The organism is Vibrio jasicida CAIM 1864 = LMG 25398, assembly GCF_000400365.1.
Taxonomy (GTDB): Bacteria; Pseudomonadota; Gammaproteobacteria; order Enterobacterales; family Vibrionaceae; genus Vibrio; species Vibrio jasicida.
The window spans coordinates 76038-91245 of the sequence record NZ_BAOG01000102.1 but is presented as its reverse complement, the minus strand read 5'-3'; the positions used below and the strand labels follow the sequence as shown (position 1 = coordinate 91245).

The 15208-nt window shown below is 43.7% G+C and carries 15 protein-coding genes; 4 read left to right on the top strand and 11 right to left on the bottom strand.

Translation table 11 applies throughout. From position 1 onward, the window contains the following. Positions 1–111 precede the first annotated feature (111 nt). Positions 112–1053, bottom strand: a complete 942-nt coding sequence (locus tag VJL_RS22900; protein ID WP_038869478.1) for a chemotaxis protein CheV — start codon at positions 1051–1053, stop codon at positions 112–114. A gap of 232 nt (positions 1054–1285) precedes the next feature. Continuing rightward, a complete protein-coding gene (gene mlc / locus VJL_RS22895) occupies positions 1286–2503 on the bottom strand; it encodes a sugar metabolism global transcriptional regulator Mlc (protein ID WP_038869476.1) in 1218 nt (405 codons plus the stop codon). 319 nt (positions 2504–2822) lie between these two features. Between mlc and pyk the strand changes: the two genes are divergently transcribed. Further along, positions 2823–4265: a pyruvate kinase gene (gene pyk, locus VJL_RS22890; protein ID WP_038881636.1), complete on the top strand. Its 1443-nt coding sequence runs from the start codon at positions 2823–2825 to the stop codon at positions 4263–4265. A 69-nt stretch (positions 4266–4334) separates the two neighbouring features. Here the strand turns inward: pyk and VJL_RS22885 are convergent, their stop codons facing one another. Next, positions 4335–5480, bottom strand: coding sequence for a patatin-like phospholipase family protein (locus VJL_RS22885; RefSeq protein ID WP_038881635.1), 1146 nt, complete (start codon positions 5478–5480; stop codon positions 4335–4337). Positions 5481–5502: 22 nt separating this feature from the next. After that, positions 5503–5595 carry a cytochrome bd-I oxidase subunit CydH gene (cydH, locus tag VJL_RS29210; protein WP_005444835.1) on the bottom strand — a complete coding sequence of 31 codons (93 nt, stop codon included), beginning with the start codon at positions 5593–5595 and terminating at the stop codon, positions 5503–5505. A 127-nt stretch (positions 5596–5722) separates the two neighbouring features. Here cydH and VJL_RS22875 point away from each other — a divergent pair, with 127 nt between their 5' ends. From VJL_RS22875 to VJL_RS29205, 3 genes are all read left to right on the top strand, one after another. After that, positions 5723–6313 (top strand): outer membrane beta-barrel protein, encoded by a 591-nt coding sequence (locus VJL_RS22875; RefSeq protein WP_038881634.1) that lies wholly within the window; start codon positions 5723–5725, stop codon positions 6311–6313. A gap of 465 nt (positions 6314–6778) precedes the next feature. Then, positions 6779–8239 carry a sodium-dependent transporter gene (locus VJL_RS22870; protein WP_038869467.1) on the top strand — a complete coding sequence of 487 codons (1461 nt, stop codon included), beginning with the start codon at positions 6779–6781 and terminating at the stop codon, positions 8237–8239. Continuing rightward, positions 8239–8334 carry a MetS family NSS transporter small subunit gene (locus tag VJL_RS29205; protein ID WP_095760653.1) on the top strand — a complete coding sequence of 32 codons (96 nt, stop codon included), beginning with the start codon at positions 8239–8241 and terminating at the stop codon, positions 8332–8334. Before VJL_RS22870 ends, VJL_RS29205 begins: the two co-directional genes overlap by 1 nt. 58 nt (positions 8335–8392) lie before the next feature. On the opposite strand, the gene VJL_RS22865 is transcribed toward VJL_RS29205, so the two are convergent. The 7 genes from VJL_RS22865 to pabC all read right to left on the bottom strand — a co-directional run bounded on the left by VJL_RS22865 (position 8393) and on the right by pabC (position 15116). After that, on the bottom strand, positions 8393–8794 hold the full coding sequence (locus VJL_RS22865) for a hypothetical protein (RefSeq protein WP_038869518.1): 402 nt from the start codon (positions 8792–8794) through the stop codon (positions 8393–8395). Positions 8795–9037: 243 nt separating this feature from the next. After that, entirely contained in the window at positions 9038–10468 is a 1431-nt protein-coding gene (gene ptsG, locus VJL_RS22860) for a PTS glucose transporter subunit IIBC (protein ID WP_038869464.1), read from the bottom strand. A 445-nt stretch (positions 10469–10913) separates the two neighbouring features. After that, positions 10914–11681, bottom strand: coding sequence for a TatD family hydrolase (locus VJL_RS22855; protein WP_038881633.1), 768 nt, complete (start codon positions 11679–11681; stop codon positions 10914–10916). Next, positions 11672–12634 carry a DNA polymerase III subunit delta' gene (locus tag VJL_RS22850; RefSeq protein ID WP_038869460.1) on the bottom strand — a complete coding sequence of 321 codons (963 nt, stop codon included), beginning with the start codon at positions 12632–12634 and terminating at the stop codon, positions 11672–11674. Before VJL_RS22850 ends, VJL_RS22855 begins: the two co-directional genes overlap by 10 nt. Before the next feature lie 24 nt (positions 12635–12658). Next, complete coding sequence (gene tmk / locus VJL_RS22845) at positions 12659–13291, bottom strand: dTMP kinase (RefSeq protein WP_038881631.1); 633 nt, start codon at positions 13289–13291, stop codon at positions 12659–12661. Continuing rightward, positions 13288–14304, bottom strand: coding sequence for an endolytic transglycosylase MltG (gene mltG / locus VJL_RS22840; RefSeq protein ID WP_038881630.1), 1017 nt, complete (start codon positions 14302–14304; stop codon positions 13288–13290). Before mltG ends, tmk begins: the two co-directional genes overlap by 4 nt. After that, a complete protein-coding gene (pabC, locus tag VJL_RS22835) occupies positions 14301–15116 on the bottom strand; it encodes an aminodeoxychorismate lyase (protein ID WP_038881629.1) in 816 nt (271 codons plus the stop codon). Before pabC ends, mltG begins: the two co-directional genes overlap by 4 nt. Positions 15117–15208 lie beyond the last annotated feature (92 nt).

The following is a 15208-nucleotide window of genomic DNA, read 5'->3' as shown; positions in this document are numbered from 1 at the left end:
CTGACATATTTCACTGTAAAAAATATGTAAGTAAAGTATAGCAACTCATGAAGCAGACATCATAAAAACTTATGAATGAGTTTGTAACAAGATAATTATACCTTGGATAACCTAAACCACCTGACGCAAACGTTCTTGTGCGACTTCAACAAGAAGATCTGGTTGGAACTTAGATATAAAGCGGTCACAGCCCACCTTTTGCACCATGGCTTCATTAAAACTCCCACTTAAAGAAGTATTTAGCGTGATGAACAGTTTGGACATTCTCGGATCACTACGGACTTCATGCGTCAGTCGATAGCCATCCATTTCTGGCATTTCAGCATCAGTAATCATCATCAGTAACTCGTTCGCGACATCTTTACCTTCGTCACACCAACGTTTTAATACCGTCAATGCTTCAAGGCCATCTCGGCACTCAATAATATTCAAACCTAATTGAGACAAGGTATCACGTACTTGGTTACGAGCTGTTGAGGAGTCATCCACAATCAGCACATTACGACCAATCATAGCTTGAGCAAGTTCGTGGTCTAACACGCCTTCAGAAATCGTGACATCGTAATGAATGATTTCCGCTAACACCTTTTCTACATCGATGATTTCGACGATTTGAGAGCTATCCCCTTCTTTCACTTGGGTAATTGCCGTGAGGTAGTTAGAGCGACCAGATGTGGAAGGTGGAGGCTGAATTTCGGTCCAAGCCGTATTGATGATGTTTCGTACAGGCCCAACAAGGAAGCCTTGAACTGAGCGGTTATATTCCGTGATGATCAGGTTTTCTTCTTCCGCTTCACCACGCAAAGGGGGAAAGCCAATTGAACCACGCAAATCAATCACAGGTACTGCTTCACCACGGAGAGAAGCGACACCACGAATATTGTAGTGTGAACCAGGTAGCTTGGTCAGTGGCGGCAGTTTGATCACCTCTTTCACTTTGAAAACGTTGATCGCAAATAACTGGCGACTATTTAATGTGAACAGCAAAAGCTCCAGTCGGTTCTCACCCACTAGATTCGTACGCTGATCCACTGTATTTAACACTCCGGACATACCACTACCTAACTCTGAATAACTATCCTTCACTCTTTAAAGAAAACCGTGCTGAAACAACAAAGTAAAACTTTTGTATGAGTGTTTTACATTACTTAGGGAAATTACATTAATGCTATTGATATAGCAATGAAGCAAAGCTCAGATTGGCGCTTTGCATCAAATTGGCGATCAAAAAAGGGTGAGCTCTTAAAGCTCACCCTTTAAAACTACGCCACAACAATACGGGAAATTAGCCTTCAATTACCTTCATCAGTAACTGACCATCATACAAAGCTTGTTTGATAAGCGCGGCACCCGGCATGGTCGCTTGTTTGTAGAAACGAGATTCCACCAGCTCAAGATCTTGGTGGTAGACCGGTAAACTCTGCTCTTCAATGCAGCGGCGAACGGCAGGATAAAGCACCTCTTTCGCTTGGTTGATTACCCCACCAATCAAAATCTTCTCTGGGTTAAACAAGTTGATCACAATAGCAATTGCAGATCCCAAGTAACGACCAAGCTTTTCGATAACATCGACAGCCAAAGGATCGCCATTTGCCGCCGCCTCACAAATACTTTCGATGCTCATTTCTTCTTGATCAGCAAGAATTGAGGGTTCGCCATCAGCAATACGAGTCACCACTTCTTCACGAATAGCTTGTGAACTCGCAACGGTCTCTAAGCAACCAATGTTACCACAGTGACAACGTTTACCATTCGGATCAATTTGAATATGGCCAAGTTCACCAATGTTACCATGACGGCCCTGTAGGACTCGCCCATCTAAGATGATACCGGCCCCTAAGCCGTGGTGAATCGAAATCAGAACCGAGTTATCGTTCTCTTGTGAGTGACCAAACAGCTTCTCAGCCAATGCCCACGCACGTGTATCGTTGGCAATAAACACTGGTAAACCTGTTGCTTTGTAGATCTCAGGTCCTAGAGCAAGGTTCTCAACATTGTAATGCGGCATTTGCAGCACAATACCCTGCTCTGAGTTCACCAGACCAGGCAACGTGATAGCAATACTAGTCACACGATCAAGTTGATCAGCGTACGTTTGAAAGAATTCATCAATTTCGTAGAGTAAGCGTTCCAAAACATCATCTTGATCGCGCTCGTGGATATCGATTTTGGTATCGATAAGCACATCCCCACCAAGTTCATGCAAAGCAATGGTCAAATACCCTCGCCCTAAACGCATCGATAAGAATTGCCAGCCTTCATTATTGACTTGCAAACCTACCGCTGGACGGCCACGACTGGTCGCCTCTTGCACGGTAGTTTCATGAATCAGATGTGCTTCAATCAACTCTCGAGTGATCTTAGTGATACTCGCAGGTGCAAGCTCACTTTTCTTGGATAAATCGATTCGAGAAATTGGACCCTTCAGGTCAATTAGTTTGTATACACGACCAGCATTGACCTGTTTGATATGATCAATATGGCCCGGTTGAGCCATGTACATCTTGCACTCCGAAATTCTATAACGGGATAATTTTTTTACTTTGCGAAGTAATTGTGAAGTGAATTGATAAATCCCCGTGACAAGCATCACGTATAAACATGTTTGTTTGTGTATTCAATCAAATAACGAGAAATCTACTCCTGTTAAATTGTTTGAAAATTGACTTATTTTATTCATCAAATTAGGAAGCAAAGCCTGAGACTCAGCGTTTTTTCAGCACTTTGACCTAAATACGAACAATATGTACATAGTGTGCATATACTTAGCGAGAATAGAATTCCAGTTATCTCGTCCTACACCTGCATTCTTCGGAGAATCTATGACTTCTATATTGAGAAGAACAAAAATCGTCACAACGCTAGGCCCTTCAACCGACAAAGACAATGTCCTTGAAGAAATCATCAAAGCGGGCGCAAACGTCGTACGTATGAACTTTTCCCACGGTACGAGCGAAGACCATATTCAACGAGCCAATAAAGTCCGTGCGATTGCGGCTAAACTGGGTCGACAAGTTGCTATTCTCGGCGATTTACAAGGCCCTAAAATACGAGTCTCAACTTTCCAAGATGGTAAAATCATCCTCAGTGTCGGAGACAAGTTCACTTTAGATAGTGACTTACCTAAAGGCGAAGGCAATCAAGAATCGGTTGGCTTAGATTACAAAGAACTTCCACAGGACGTCTCAACTAACGACATCCTGTTACTTGATGATGGCCGAGTACAGCTCCAAGTTACCAGCGTTGAAGGAAATAAAGTTCACACCCGAGTCACTGTTGGTGGTCCATTGTCCAACAACAAAGGCATCAACAAAAAAGGTGGAGGTCTTTCTGCGGATGCTCTAACAGAAAAAGATAAGGCAGACATCCTAACCGCAGCAGAAATCAAAGTGGATTACTTAGCCATCTCATTCCCTCGCAACGGGGAAGACATGAACTACGCACGTCGTTTAGCGCGTGACGCTGGCTTAGAAGCGAAGCTTGTCGCTAAAGTCGAGCGAGCAGAGACGGTAGCGAACAATGAATCAATTGATGACATCATCCTCGCTTCCGATGTGGTGATGGTTGCTCGTGGTGACTTAGGGGTAGAAATTGGCGATCCAGAGCTTATCGGCGTACAGAAAAAGCTGATCCGCCGTGCGCGTAGCTTAAACCGCATTGTTATCACTGCAACCCAAATGATGGAATCTATGATGGCTGCACCGATGCCAACTCGTGCAGAAGTGATGGACGTTGCCAACGCCGTGCTTGATGGTACAGACGCCGTTATGCTTTCAGGTGAAACAGCTGCGGGTTTATACCCAGTAGAAACCGTTAAATCCATGGCAGAAGTCTGTATGGGTGCAGAAAAAATGTCAGAAGCAAGCCTCTCGACTTACCGATTGGACCGCACGTTTGCGACCGCAGAAGAGACCATTGCAATGTCGACTATGTATGCTGCCAATCATATGGAAGGCGTAAAAGCGATGATTTCATTAACAGAATCAGGCCGCACAGCATTGATGATGTCACGTTTGAGTTCTGGTCTACCGATTTTCGCACTCTCTCGTAACGAGTCCACATTGAACCGTGCAGCACTATACCGTGGTGTAACACCAGTGTTCTTTGATTCTAAGGGGGGCGCTGGATTGACGACCGCTCACGCGGCAATTGTAACGCTTAAAGAACAAGGATTGCTCGATGAAGGGGATCTCGTGATCTTCACTCAAGGTGATGTCATGGATGTGGTTGGTTCAACGAACTGTATGCGAATCCTATCTGCGTAGCATTTGACTCGAATACATGACAAAGGCTCCAACTGGAGCCTTTTCTTTTATCGAATTACGGATTCAAACCTAAGCGGTCTCTCGGCCATCTACGTTTAACTTATCATAGAGCTGAATTAGGTTAAAACCCGCTTGTAGTCCGAGTTGGTAGTCATGCTCTAGCGCTTCTGGGTCACTAAGTAGAGAAGAGGATTGGAGCTCTTCTTTAGGAGCCAACTGGAGGATAAAGGTATCATCCGGTGGTGCAGACAAGAAAGCTTGTGTCAGTTCGAACGTTTGATAGTGAATCATCAACATATCTGCCAGCCCAGAGTCGAAGTTCTCCCCGATCAAATGACTCAAACGATACAAATTGTCCGCCCCAAACAACCAACGTCCGCCATTCAGCAGTTTGTGGCCAGTTAACTTAGAGTCATGAGCGGCATTGATTTTTTGTTGAAGGAAGTCACTCCAATCATCTTTCCATTGAGTAACTTTTTGTTGCCAAGATTCTTGTACTGAATTAATAGATTCTCGATACCACTCAACGCCACCATCACCAATCTCACTTTGCGCTTTAGCTTCTGATTCAGAAAAAGGCTCGGTACGAATCACAATAATATTACGTGCATTTTGTCGCCATGCTTCTTGCACTGGGATAGACGCAGATACACCTCCATCCACAAACTGCTGACCATTAATACTCACGGGGCTTTGGTACAATTTTGGTATGGCGCACGTCGCTACCATGGTATTAACCCAATTTTGGCTCAAAATCGGCAGGTATTGATCTGAGAGAGTGTCGGCGTTAGTAACCGCTGCGAAGGCGTTACGGGCTCCTAACACACTTTTACCCATATCTAAGTCAAGTTTGTAAGGGTAATCCTGAATCCTCTCTAAGGCCCATTCTAGCCCCAAATACTGCTTTTTACGGATGTAGCGGAAGAGATTGAAGAATTCGTCAGATGTCGTGAGGTCAGTAATGAAAGCTTTCCCCATTCCGTGTTGTCGGCAGAGATAAGCACAGAGGTTAAGCGCGCCGGCTGAAGTTCCATAGAACTCATCAAACGGATCGAAATTGGAAAGAAGAAATGCATCCAATACACCAGCGGTAAAAATCCCTCTCTGCCCTCCACCTTGTGCGACAAGGGCAGTTTTGCCATTTCTAAAGCGCTCGTAAACATCTACATCAAGCTCTGCATGGCTGTCGGTGATTATACCGCTGTTACGTATCATAGGCGTGATGCCAGTATGTTAGTTAAGCCGTAGTAATCGCAATAATGCCAAAAGACAGTAAAACTGCGAACACCGTGACGACAATGAGTAGGGCGGATTTTAGATCGTGTTCCATAGACACCTCCTTTAGTTGTAACAAATTAATAACACCAGTGTGAATTATGTTCAAGAATTGCCTAATTTAGTCGCACGATTTTGACTAAGGCATCACAATTAGCTTAGTCATAATAAGGAGATAGCAAATGAACTATAAAATTGGCTGGCTAGTTGGGAGTATCTTATTGAGCAGTTCTATGGCTGCTCAAGCAAACGTTATCGTTACTCCCTACGTCGGCTTTACAGGGGGCGGAAAAGTAGAGGATGAAAACAGCCGCACCTACGATTTAGACCCTTCCATCAATTATGCGATATCCGTAGAAACACCTTTCGAGATGGGTCGTATTGGTTTTTTCTATTCAAACCAATCCTCAGAGCTACAAGACATCAATAACTCCGCAGATATTCACTATCTCCAATTTCAAAGCAGTATTTACTACCCTCTTTCTCAAGGATGGCAAACCTATGTTGGCTTGGGATTAGGAGCCTCTTATGCCGATGTTGATTGGGTTAATGACAAATACGGGTTTTCTGGCAGTGCTTTCGCCGGTCTTGAATACGAATTCTCGAAAACCTTTGCGATGACAGCTCAGATCCGTTGGTTGGGCACTGTTGTCGATAACGACACATCAGGAGCCTGCGTCCTACCGACTGACGGTTCATCTTGTATTATCAAGTTTGAAACCGATTGGATGAACCAATTCCAGTCAAATATTGGTTTTACCTTCCGCTTCTAACACGTCGTTTTAACGTAATATCTTCTATAGGGTGTCATCAATACAGACAGACACCCTATAAAACAAAAACAGTTTATTAGACCAAGATCACATTGATAAATTAGATATTTATTTCAAAAATAACCACTAGTTACCGATCGTATGCCCTACAAAAACACCATTTAACAATATTTAAACCACATAAAATCCTGCCATTAACATTTAGAATCTATTGCGCTAAATAATGTAAAAAGTTAGTCTAACTACAGAAAGCAGAAGAATATTTCAGCTTTTACAAACACACATCAAAATACTAAGCATTTAATTCTAATTCTTTGCAGGCATTGCAAAGTAAAACACCAGAATTTTGTAACAATTCGGAATTAAGGACAAAAACTGATGGATAACAGTTGCCCTTTCTTCTACTGTTTTTTTCATAATGCCTGAAAGAGCTTCATTCCTTAGGGAGTTGTACAGGAGTCAAATATGAAGCGAGAACAATGGGGATCCCGTGCGGGATTCATTTTAGCCGCAGTCGGTTCAGCCATCGGTTTGGGTAACATCTGGCGTTTCCCTTATATGGCTTATGAGAATGGTGGCGGTGCCTTTTTTATTCCTTACCTTTTCGCCATGATCACAGCAGGTATTCCATTCATGATCCTAGAGTTCAGTATGGGTCAAAAGTACCGTGGTTCTGCGCCAAAAACACTCGCGAAGATCCACTCTAAGTTTGAGTGGTTAGGTTGGTTTCAGGTGGGTGTTGCTGCAGTTATCGCAGTCTATTACGTTGCCGTTATTGGTTGGGCAATTTCTTATTTTGGTATGTCGTTTACTCAAAGTTGGGGCTCAGATACGAATGCATTCTTCTTTAGTGAATACCTAAAGCTTGGTGATAATTCACCAACGGATTTAGGCAGTATTCAATGGAAGATCGCAGTATCTATGTTGATTGCTTGGGCGATTACCTACACAGCCATTGTGAGCGGTGTTAAATCGGGTATTGAACGCGCTTCTAAGATCATGATGCCTATTTTGTTTGTTATGGTGATCTTCTTGATTGGCCGCATGATTTTCCTACCTGGTGCGCTAGATGGTGTGAACTACATGTTCGAGCCTGATTTCAGCAAAATTTGGGATGTGAAGGTATGGGCTGCGGCTTATGGTCAAATCTTCTTCACGTTGAGCATTGGCTTTGCGATCATGCTGGCGTACTCAAGCTACCTACCAGAGAAATCGGACATCACCAATAACGCCTTTATGACGGTATTGATCAACTGTGGCTTCTCAATTCTATCGGGTATCATGATTTTCTCGGTGTTGGGTTATATGGCGCAAGAGCAAGGCAAACCACTCACTGAAGTTGTATCTGCAGGTGTTGGATTGGCATTTGTGACATTACCTGCGGCAATTAACTTATTACCAGCACCATACATTCTTGGCCCGCTGTTCTTCTTTGCTTTGGTTGTTGCTGGTTTAAGCTCGCACATTTCGATCATGGAGGCAGTCACTTCAGCGGTTATCGACAAGCTAAAATGGAGTCGTAAAAAAGCCGCTAACGTCGTAATTGGTGCGGGATTTGTTGTCTCGATGGCATTCGCGACCAACGGCGGACTGCTTCTACTTGACCTTGTCGACCACTTCGCAAACAACGTTGGTATTATGGTTGGCGGCCTTGTAGAAATCGTTCTGATGGCTTGGTTGTTGAAGCAAGTGCCAGAAGTTCGCAATTACGTCAATGAACGCTCTGACTTCTCTATCGGTCAATGGTTTGAAATCTGTCTACGTTTCGTGACGCCTATCATGCTAGCGATTATCTTGGCAACAAAACTGTACGCGCTTCTAACAGAAGGCTACGGTGGCTACGACCTAACCCTAGGTTGGGCAATGATTGCTGCGCTGTTCGTGTTTGGTGTATTAATTAACGTAATGAGCAAGGAGAAAGCGTAATGACGACAAGTGCAATCATCATGATGATTATCGGTCTGGGTATTACTTGGGGCGGAGCCGCAATTTGCATCAAACGTGCAATGAACAAGCAATAATCATAATTAGAAGTTAAAAAATAAAGTGCCGGCGACAAAGCCGGCATTTTTGTGTCTGTTAGAAATTATACTTGATACCAAGTGCCCCACCGATTTGTAGGTCAGGTCCTTTATAAAGCTCAAGTTCTGGGTGAATTTGAGCGTAGAGGTCCCAACCTTTAGATAAGTCCCAGTTCAAACCCAATGGAACACGGACACCAAATTCGTCATCCCACTCATACCAACCACCAATACCGACGTACCAGGTCAGTGGCATGCTTTGATCGAACGTCCCGCGCTTCGCAATGTAGTCAAACGCCATCCCATCATTACCAATGATGCCGCGATACTTATCTTCAATTTCAATCACGACACTCAACTGCTGATCAACAGCCATACCCACAGAAAAATTCTTTGGTCCATCTGCAGCCATTACGGCGCTTGGCAATGCAGCTGCTGCCAACAAAATTAGTTTTTTCATCAACATCTCCCCCTCTAAAAAACAGCGTGCATAATTCAAACATAACACCATTTTATTTTGTCAGTAACGAGTAAGGATGACGTACGAATAAAGCTACAAAGGTAAGGCTGAGAAGAAGATCACGCACTGTAACTAAGGAAGTGACTAAGAGAGAAAACAGTAACAATAGAAAAGAAAAAGGTAGACCAAAATTTACAGATCAAAAAAGGAGGCCGAAGCCTCCTTTTTTATGAATGACTGAGATTAGCCGTGGTTACGAATCCACTCATCCATTTCTGTTTTCAGGTTGTCAGACTTAGTACCGAAGATAGCCTGTACACCACCTGCAACAACTACAACACCAGCAGCGCCAAGTTGTTTTAGCTTGTCTTGGTCAACGGCTGCTGTATCAGCAACTGCTACACGTAGGCGAGTGATACATGCGTCTAGACCTGTGATGTTAGCTTTACCGCCGAATGCAGCAACAAGCTCACCAGCCATGTCTGAACCAGTCGCAACCGCAGCAGTTTCTGTTTCATCTTCACGACCAGGAGTTTTTAGGTCAAGAGCAGTGATTACTGTGCGGAATACTACGTAGTAAATGACTGCGTAAACTAGACCAACAGCAACCATCAGACCCATCTTCTGAGCGTGGCCAGATAGAACTAGGAAGTCGATCAGACCGTGTGAGAATGATGTACCGTGTACGAAACCTAGAGTATTAGCAACAACGTATGCAGAACCAGCTAGTAGAGCGTGGATACCGTATAGTAGTGGAGCAACGAATAGGAATGAGAATTCGATTGGCTCAGTAATACCTGTTAGGAATGAAGTCAACGCAGCAGATGCCATGATACCCATTACTTTCGCGCGGTTTTCTGGTTTAGCACAGTGAGCAATTGCGATTGCTGCAGCTGGTAGACCAAACATCTTGAACATGTAACCACCCGCTAGCTGACCGAAGCCATTACCAGCAGCACGAGATGCTTCATCAGCAACTAGGTAACAAGTTAGTACGCCGTTTTGAGTTTCGCCCGCAGCGTTCACACAAGTACCAGCTTCGAAGAAGAATGGTACGTTCCATACGTGGTGTAGACCGAATGGGATTAGAGAACGTTCAACAACACCGTAAATACCGAATGCTAGTTGTGGGTTCTGATGTGCAGCCCAGTCAGAGAATGCAGAGATTGCACCGCCGATTGGTGGCCATACGAAAGAAAGTACTACCGCAAGGAAAATCGCAGCAAAACCAGTGATGATTGGCACTGCACGCTTACCAGCGAAGAAACCAAGGTACTCTGGAAGTTGAATTTTGAAGAAACGGTTGAATGCCCAAGCAGCAACACCACCGACAAGGATACCACCTAGTACGCCTGTATCGATTTTCTCAACGCCCATGATGCCAGCCATAACGCCAAGCGTTGCTGTCATAATGCCGTAACCAACAATAGCAGCAAGACCTGCTACACCGTCGTTGTTTGTGAAGCCAAGTGCTACACCAACAGCAAATAGAAGTGCCATTTGGCCGAATACTGAACCACCAGCTTGTTCCATAAGATTCGAAACGATCTCTGGAATGAAGCTAAGGTGGGCAGCACCAACACCTAGTAGAATACCTGCGACTGGCAAAACTGATACTGGTAGCATCAGAGCTTTACCAACTTTTTGCAGGTTTGCAAAAAGGTTCTTAAACATGTTTATGCTCCTGATAAATTATAAGTATTATTTGGGCACTAACGGCACACCCCCGTAGCCTCAATGTTAGCACCCAATGAAAATGTAACCACACGTTGCATTATATTTTCCGGCTCTAAATATATATTGATGGCCCTCAAACTTTCCACACAGTTACGAAATTTAGTTTCAAAACAAGTCTCAGATCACACCGAAAAAGCGCTAATGAAAAGGTTTGCATTAAACTTATATTACTGTTTTATAAAGACTTTATTATCAACAGAATTAATTTTAAGGCGTAAATAAAATAAAGACCGATGTTATTTTTAGTAACAAAATTACATTTGAGGGATTTGAATGCGGTTAAATCAACAAATTTAGTAAACATTAAACTAAATGATCTTTTTGGCGTATTTCTAAACAAAAAAGGGGCTATTGCCCCTTTTTTACTACGCCTATTGATTTTTCATCGCAAAAAAAGATTTCGGAAGTTTTCGGTGGTTTTTTGCCCTACCTCTGCTAGCGAGCATCCTTTTAGCTGTGCGATATAGGCTGCAACTTCGACTACGTAAGCGGGTTGGTTCTCTTTTCCACGATGTGGCACGGGAGCTAAATACGGTGAGTCCGTCTCAATAAATAGCTTTTCTAGCGGTAATGCTTTCACTACTTCCTTCAATTCTGTCGCTTGACGGAAAGTCACAATACCCGAAATTGAGATGTAGAACCCCAAATCCAACGCAGCTTCTGCAAATGGCAGATCTTCCGTAAAACAATGAATCACACCACCACATTTATCCGCTCCACCTTTACGTAGAATTTCTAATGTATCTTCACGAGCGTTACGAGTATGAATGATGAGTGGTTTATTTAGTTCTACCGCTAATTCAACTTGCTGCTCAAAACGCTCTTTTTGCAGTCTCGCTGTCTCTGGTTTGTAATGATAATCTAACCCCGTTTCACCAATCGCCACGACTTTCTCGTGAGAAGCATGACGATGCAGCGTCTCTAGTGAAAATGCACTTTCCACATCAAGTGGGTGCACACCACAAGACGCGTATACATTATCGTAAGGCGTGATCAGCTCTAACATCTTAGGGAAAGAGTCCAACGTCACACCGACCGATAGAAGTTCGGTTACGTTAGCTTGTTTTGCTTTGTTAATAACGTCTTCAATATTGATATGAAGATCGTCGTAATTCAACTTGTCTAAATGACAATGCGAATCTACGAACATAATGCCTCTCGTGATTCAATTAACCAGTTCATTGATAGTAGTTCAAGGTTCAAACCCGGAAAATTCTGGACCTGTGCTTTAAGCTCAAGGAGCTTTTTCGTTGATAGGTACAACCCATCATAATTATTTGTTGGGAACTTCGTCGCGCCAGGCAGTTGATCCACCTCGACAACGCCAAACTGAGCCTTCTGCGCATCTGTTAATAAATACCATGCCCAACCCAACGCTTTATCAGGGTTCTTCGCAATCATAGTCGCGCACTGAAAAACATCCGATATAGGCGAAGATAGCGTGTCGATAAAACAGCGTTCAAACGTTTGATATTCATCTAACTCACCACTTTTCACAGCTTCTAGGGTTTTTATTGGAGAGCCCATATTCAACTTTAGCGCATAAGCAGGCACATTTGACTCGCCTTGCTCTTTAATCCAGTTCATTGCCTGTTCAGTCGAAGGGGATGCCACCACCCACTGCTGACAACGACTTTGAATCGTTGGCAGTAATCGCTCTTGATTGTGCGTGACAAGTAAGAACAAGCATTTGTGTCCTGGTTCTTCGAGTGTTTTTAACAAAGCATTAGATGCAGACTCGTTCATTGCATCCGCAGGCTCGATAATAAACACACGATAACCATTCAATTGAGAAGACTCATGAGCAAGACGATTACAGGCGCGAATCTGATCAACCGTAATCGCTTTGCCTTCTTTCTCTGGCCTTATCCAGTGTAAATCGGGATGGCTTTGAGACTTCACTAACTGACAGCTATGGCAAAAACCACAAGCTTCGCTGGCGTAGTTTTGGCACAACAAAGCATGACTGAAAACTTCCACGAGCTTATCCACGGCCAAACCTTTCTCACTTTGCAGCATCAAAGCGCCGGGAACCCGTTCGGAATCTAGGCTCGTTTTTAGGTTATCCCAAACTGGCTGTAACCATGGAAAATCATTCAACATGAATCACCTCAATCCAGATATCACTTATTGTTGCTCTAACCACTCATTAAGAGCGGCTTTGATGTCTCGTGACACTTCTTCAATCGTCTGTTGTGCGTTGATAATAACAATAGAATCGTCTGCATTCGCCAGCTCTAAATAACGCTCACGAGTACGCTCAAAGAAGCTGATGTCCATCTTTTCAATACGATCAAGTTCGCCACGACCACGAGCACGCTCAAGACCGACACGCGGATCGATATCCATGTACAGTGTGAATGCAGGCTTGAACTCACCTAACGTGGTATCACGTAGGTTCTTCATAAGAGATGCATCGATTTGACGACCACCACCTTGGTAAGCCTGAGAAGACAAATCATGACGATCGCCCACCACCCACTGGTCGTTTGCTAGAGCTGGCTTGATGACGTTTTCGACTAGCTGAACACGCGCTGCGTAAAGCAAAAGCAGTTCGGTCATGTCTTTTAGGTCTTCACCCTCATGCTCTTCTTTTACAAGCGCACGCATTTTTTCTGCTAGCGGTGTGCCACCAGGTTCACGAGTATTAACAATGTTTTCGATACCCGCCATCTTTAGCGTATCTAAAACTGTTTTAATGGCAGTGCTTTTACCCGCGCCTTCTAGGCCCTCAACGACAATAAAGTTTGCTTTCATCATTTGTTCTTTCTTAGTTCTCTTAAATAGGCACGTACAGCACGATTGTGCTCAGCAAGGGATTTCGAAAATACATGTCCGCCCTTTCCACTTGCTACGAAATATAGATAGTTGCTGTTTTCTGGGTTTAAAGCCGCTTCAATCGATGCTTCACCAGCCATGGCAATTGGTGTTGGCGGCAAGCCATTAATCGTGTAAGTGTTGTATGGCGTTGGTGTTCGTAAGTCTTTCTTCCGGATGTTGCCATCATACGCATCGCCCATACCATAGATAACCGTCGGGTCAGTTTGTAGGCGCATACGTTTATTCAAACGGTTTACAAACACAGAAGCTACACGTTCACGCTCAGAATCAATCGCCGTCTCTTTCTCGATGATAGACGCTAAGATCAATGCTTCATATTTATCTTTGATTGGCAGTTTTTCTTGGCGTTGTCCCCAGTGAGCATCCAAAATGGCATTCAACTTATCATGAGCACGCTTCAGAATTTGACTTTCACTTGCGCCCGCAGTGTAGTGATACGTCTCTGCTAAAAACAAACCTTCTAGCTTATCTCGTTTAATACCCAATTTTTCCGCCATCTGTTTTTCAGATAAATCTGTCATATCATGCTTAACATATGGCGCAGCACTCAGTTGTTCGACCCACTCAGAAAAACGGCTCCCCTCAACAAACGTAATCGCAAATTGATGCTCTTTGCCAGTATTAAGTTGTTCGAGAGTTTCGTACAACGACACACTAGGCTCAAGTTGGTAAGTGCCTGCTCGCACCTGAAGAAGCTCTGGGTAAAGGTGGGGCATTAAACGAATGTAATCAGCAGCTTCTATGATGTCGTCTTTTACAAGATCACGCATCACTCGGTGAAAGCTGGTGCCATTTTCTACGGTAAACAGCTGAGGCTGCTCTATAAGAATTGGCGAGTTAACATATTGCTTAGTCTGTGAAACAACGTAAAAAACACCAGCTGCACCAATAACGGCAATCAGTACAACAAAAGCAAACAGTTTTTTAATCACGTATTTAGATTCCCTTGAAGTCGTTGTGTCAATTTTCCAATTGGAAATAGAGTCTTATTGTTTTGCGACGTAATACTCCTAACAGGAGCAACACCTAATAGAGAGTTACACATCCAGATCTCATCGGCCTCAAGCAGCTCGGCAAGCGAATAAGTACTCACTGCCACTTTAATACCAATAACATCTAAATATTCCAGAACTTTACGGCGCTGGACGCCAGCGACACCAGATAAACTCAAATCCGGTGTAAACACACTATTATCTTTAACCCAAAAAAGGTTTGCCATTGTAGTTTCAATGACATGATTTTGCACATTTAACGTCACAGCATCGGTAAATTCAGAGCCCTCTATTTCTGCTTTGGCGAGAACTTGTTCTATTCGGTTATTATGCTTATGTCCGGCCAGAAGCGGTTGAATACCAAGGCGGGTTTCACAGACCCCTAAGTGAACACCATTTTCTTGCCAAAAAGGATAATGAGAAGGAAACGTAAAGTTAGAGACACTGACCGTAGGTCCCTCAATGCCACTTGGACTGTACCCTCGCCCACCTTCACCACGGCTGATGTGAATTTTGATACCTGCCAATTCATCTTTCAAAACAGCTTGGGTAGCCCATTCATGGACAGTGCACCAATTTGGAGAAGGTATTTGTAATGTTTTTAGGCACGCCTCCAACCGCTCGATATGTTCTGGCCAATAAACCAGTTCACCTTTTTTAGTCAAAATAGTGGTGAAGCAACCATCGCCATACTGAAAAGAACGATCGCTAACTGAAACGTGCGTTTGTGGAAGTCCATTTACCCAGAACATTCAAATACCCTTGCTTTGTGAGCGCCAAATAAAACAAAACGGCTCAATGCTAAGCATCGAGCCGTTAGAATACAAGTTTCGTGTCCCTAAAC

Excerpts from the sequence above, each read along its gene's own strand:
- VJL_RS22900 (WP_038869478.1), bottom strand. The coding sequence starts at position 1,053 with ATGTCCGGAGTGTTAAATACAGTGGATCAGCGTACGAATCTAGTGGGT.
- mlc (WP_038869476.1), bottom strand. The coding sequence starts at position 2,503 with ATGTACATGGCTCAACCGGGCCATATTGATCATATCAAACAGGTCAAT.
- pyk (WP_038881636.1), top strand. The coding sequence starts at position 2,823 with ATGACTTCTATATTGAGAAGAACAAAAATCGTCACAACGCTAGGCCCT.
- VJL_RS22885 (WP_038881635.1), bottom strand. The coding sequence starts at position 5,480 with ATGATACGTAACAGCGGTATAATCACCGACAGCCATGCAGAGCTTGAT.
- cydH (WP_005444835.1), bottom strand. The coding sequence starts at position 5,595 with ATGGAACACGATCTAAAATCCGCCCTACTCATTGTCGTCACGGTGTTC.
- VJL_RS22875 (WP_038881634.1), top strand. The coding sequence starts at position 5,723 with ATGAACTATAAAATTGGCTGGCTAGTTGGGAGTATCTTATTGAGCAGT.
- VJL_RS22870 (WP_038869467.1), top strand. The coding sequence starts at position 6,779 with ATGAAGCGAGAACAATGGGGATCCCGTGCGGGATTCATTTTAGCCGCA.
- VJL_RS29205 (WP_095760653.1), top strand. The coding sequence starts at position 8,239 with ATGACGACAAGTGCAATCATCATGATGATTATCGGTCTGGGTATTACT.
- VJL_RS22865 (WP_038869518.1), bottom strand. The coding sequence starts at position 8,794 with ATGAAAAAACTAATTTTGTTGGCAGCAGCTGCATTGCCAAGCGCCGTA.
- ptsG (WP_038869464.1), bottom strand. The coding sequence starts at position 10,468 with ATGTTTAAGAACCTTTTTGCAAACCTGCAAAAAGTTGGTAAAGCTCTG.
- VJL_RS22855 (WP_038881633.1), bottom strand. The coding sequence starts at position 11,681 with ATGTTCGTAGATTCGCATTGTCATTTAGACAAGTTGAATTACGACGAT.
- VJL_RS22850 (WP_038869460.1), bottom strand. The coding sequence starts at position 12,634 with ATGTTGAATGATTTTCCATGGTTACAGCCAGTTTGGGATAACCTAAAA.
- tmk (WP_038881631.1), bottom strand. The coding sequence starts at position 13,291 with ATGATGAAAGCAAACTTTATTGTCGTTGAGGGCCTAGAAGGCGCGGGT.
- pabC (WP_038881629.1), bottom strand. The coding sequence starts at position 15,116 with ATGTTCTGGGTAAATGGACTTCCACAAACGCACGTTTCAGTTAGCGAT.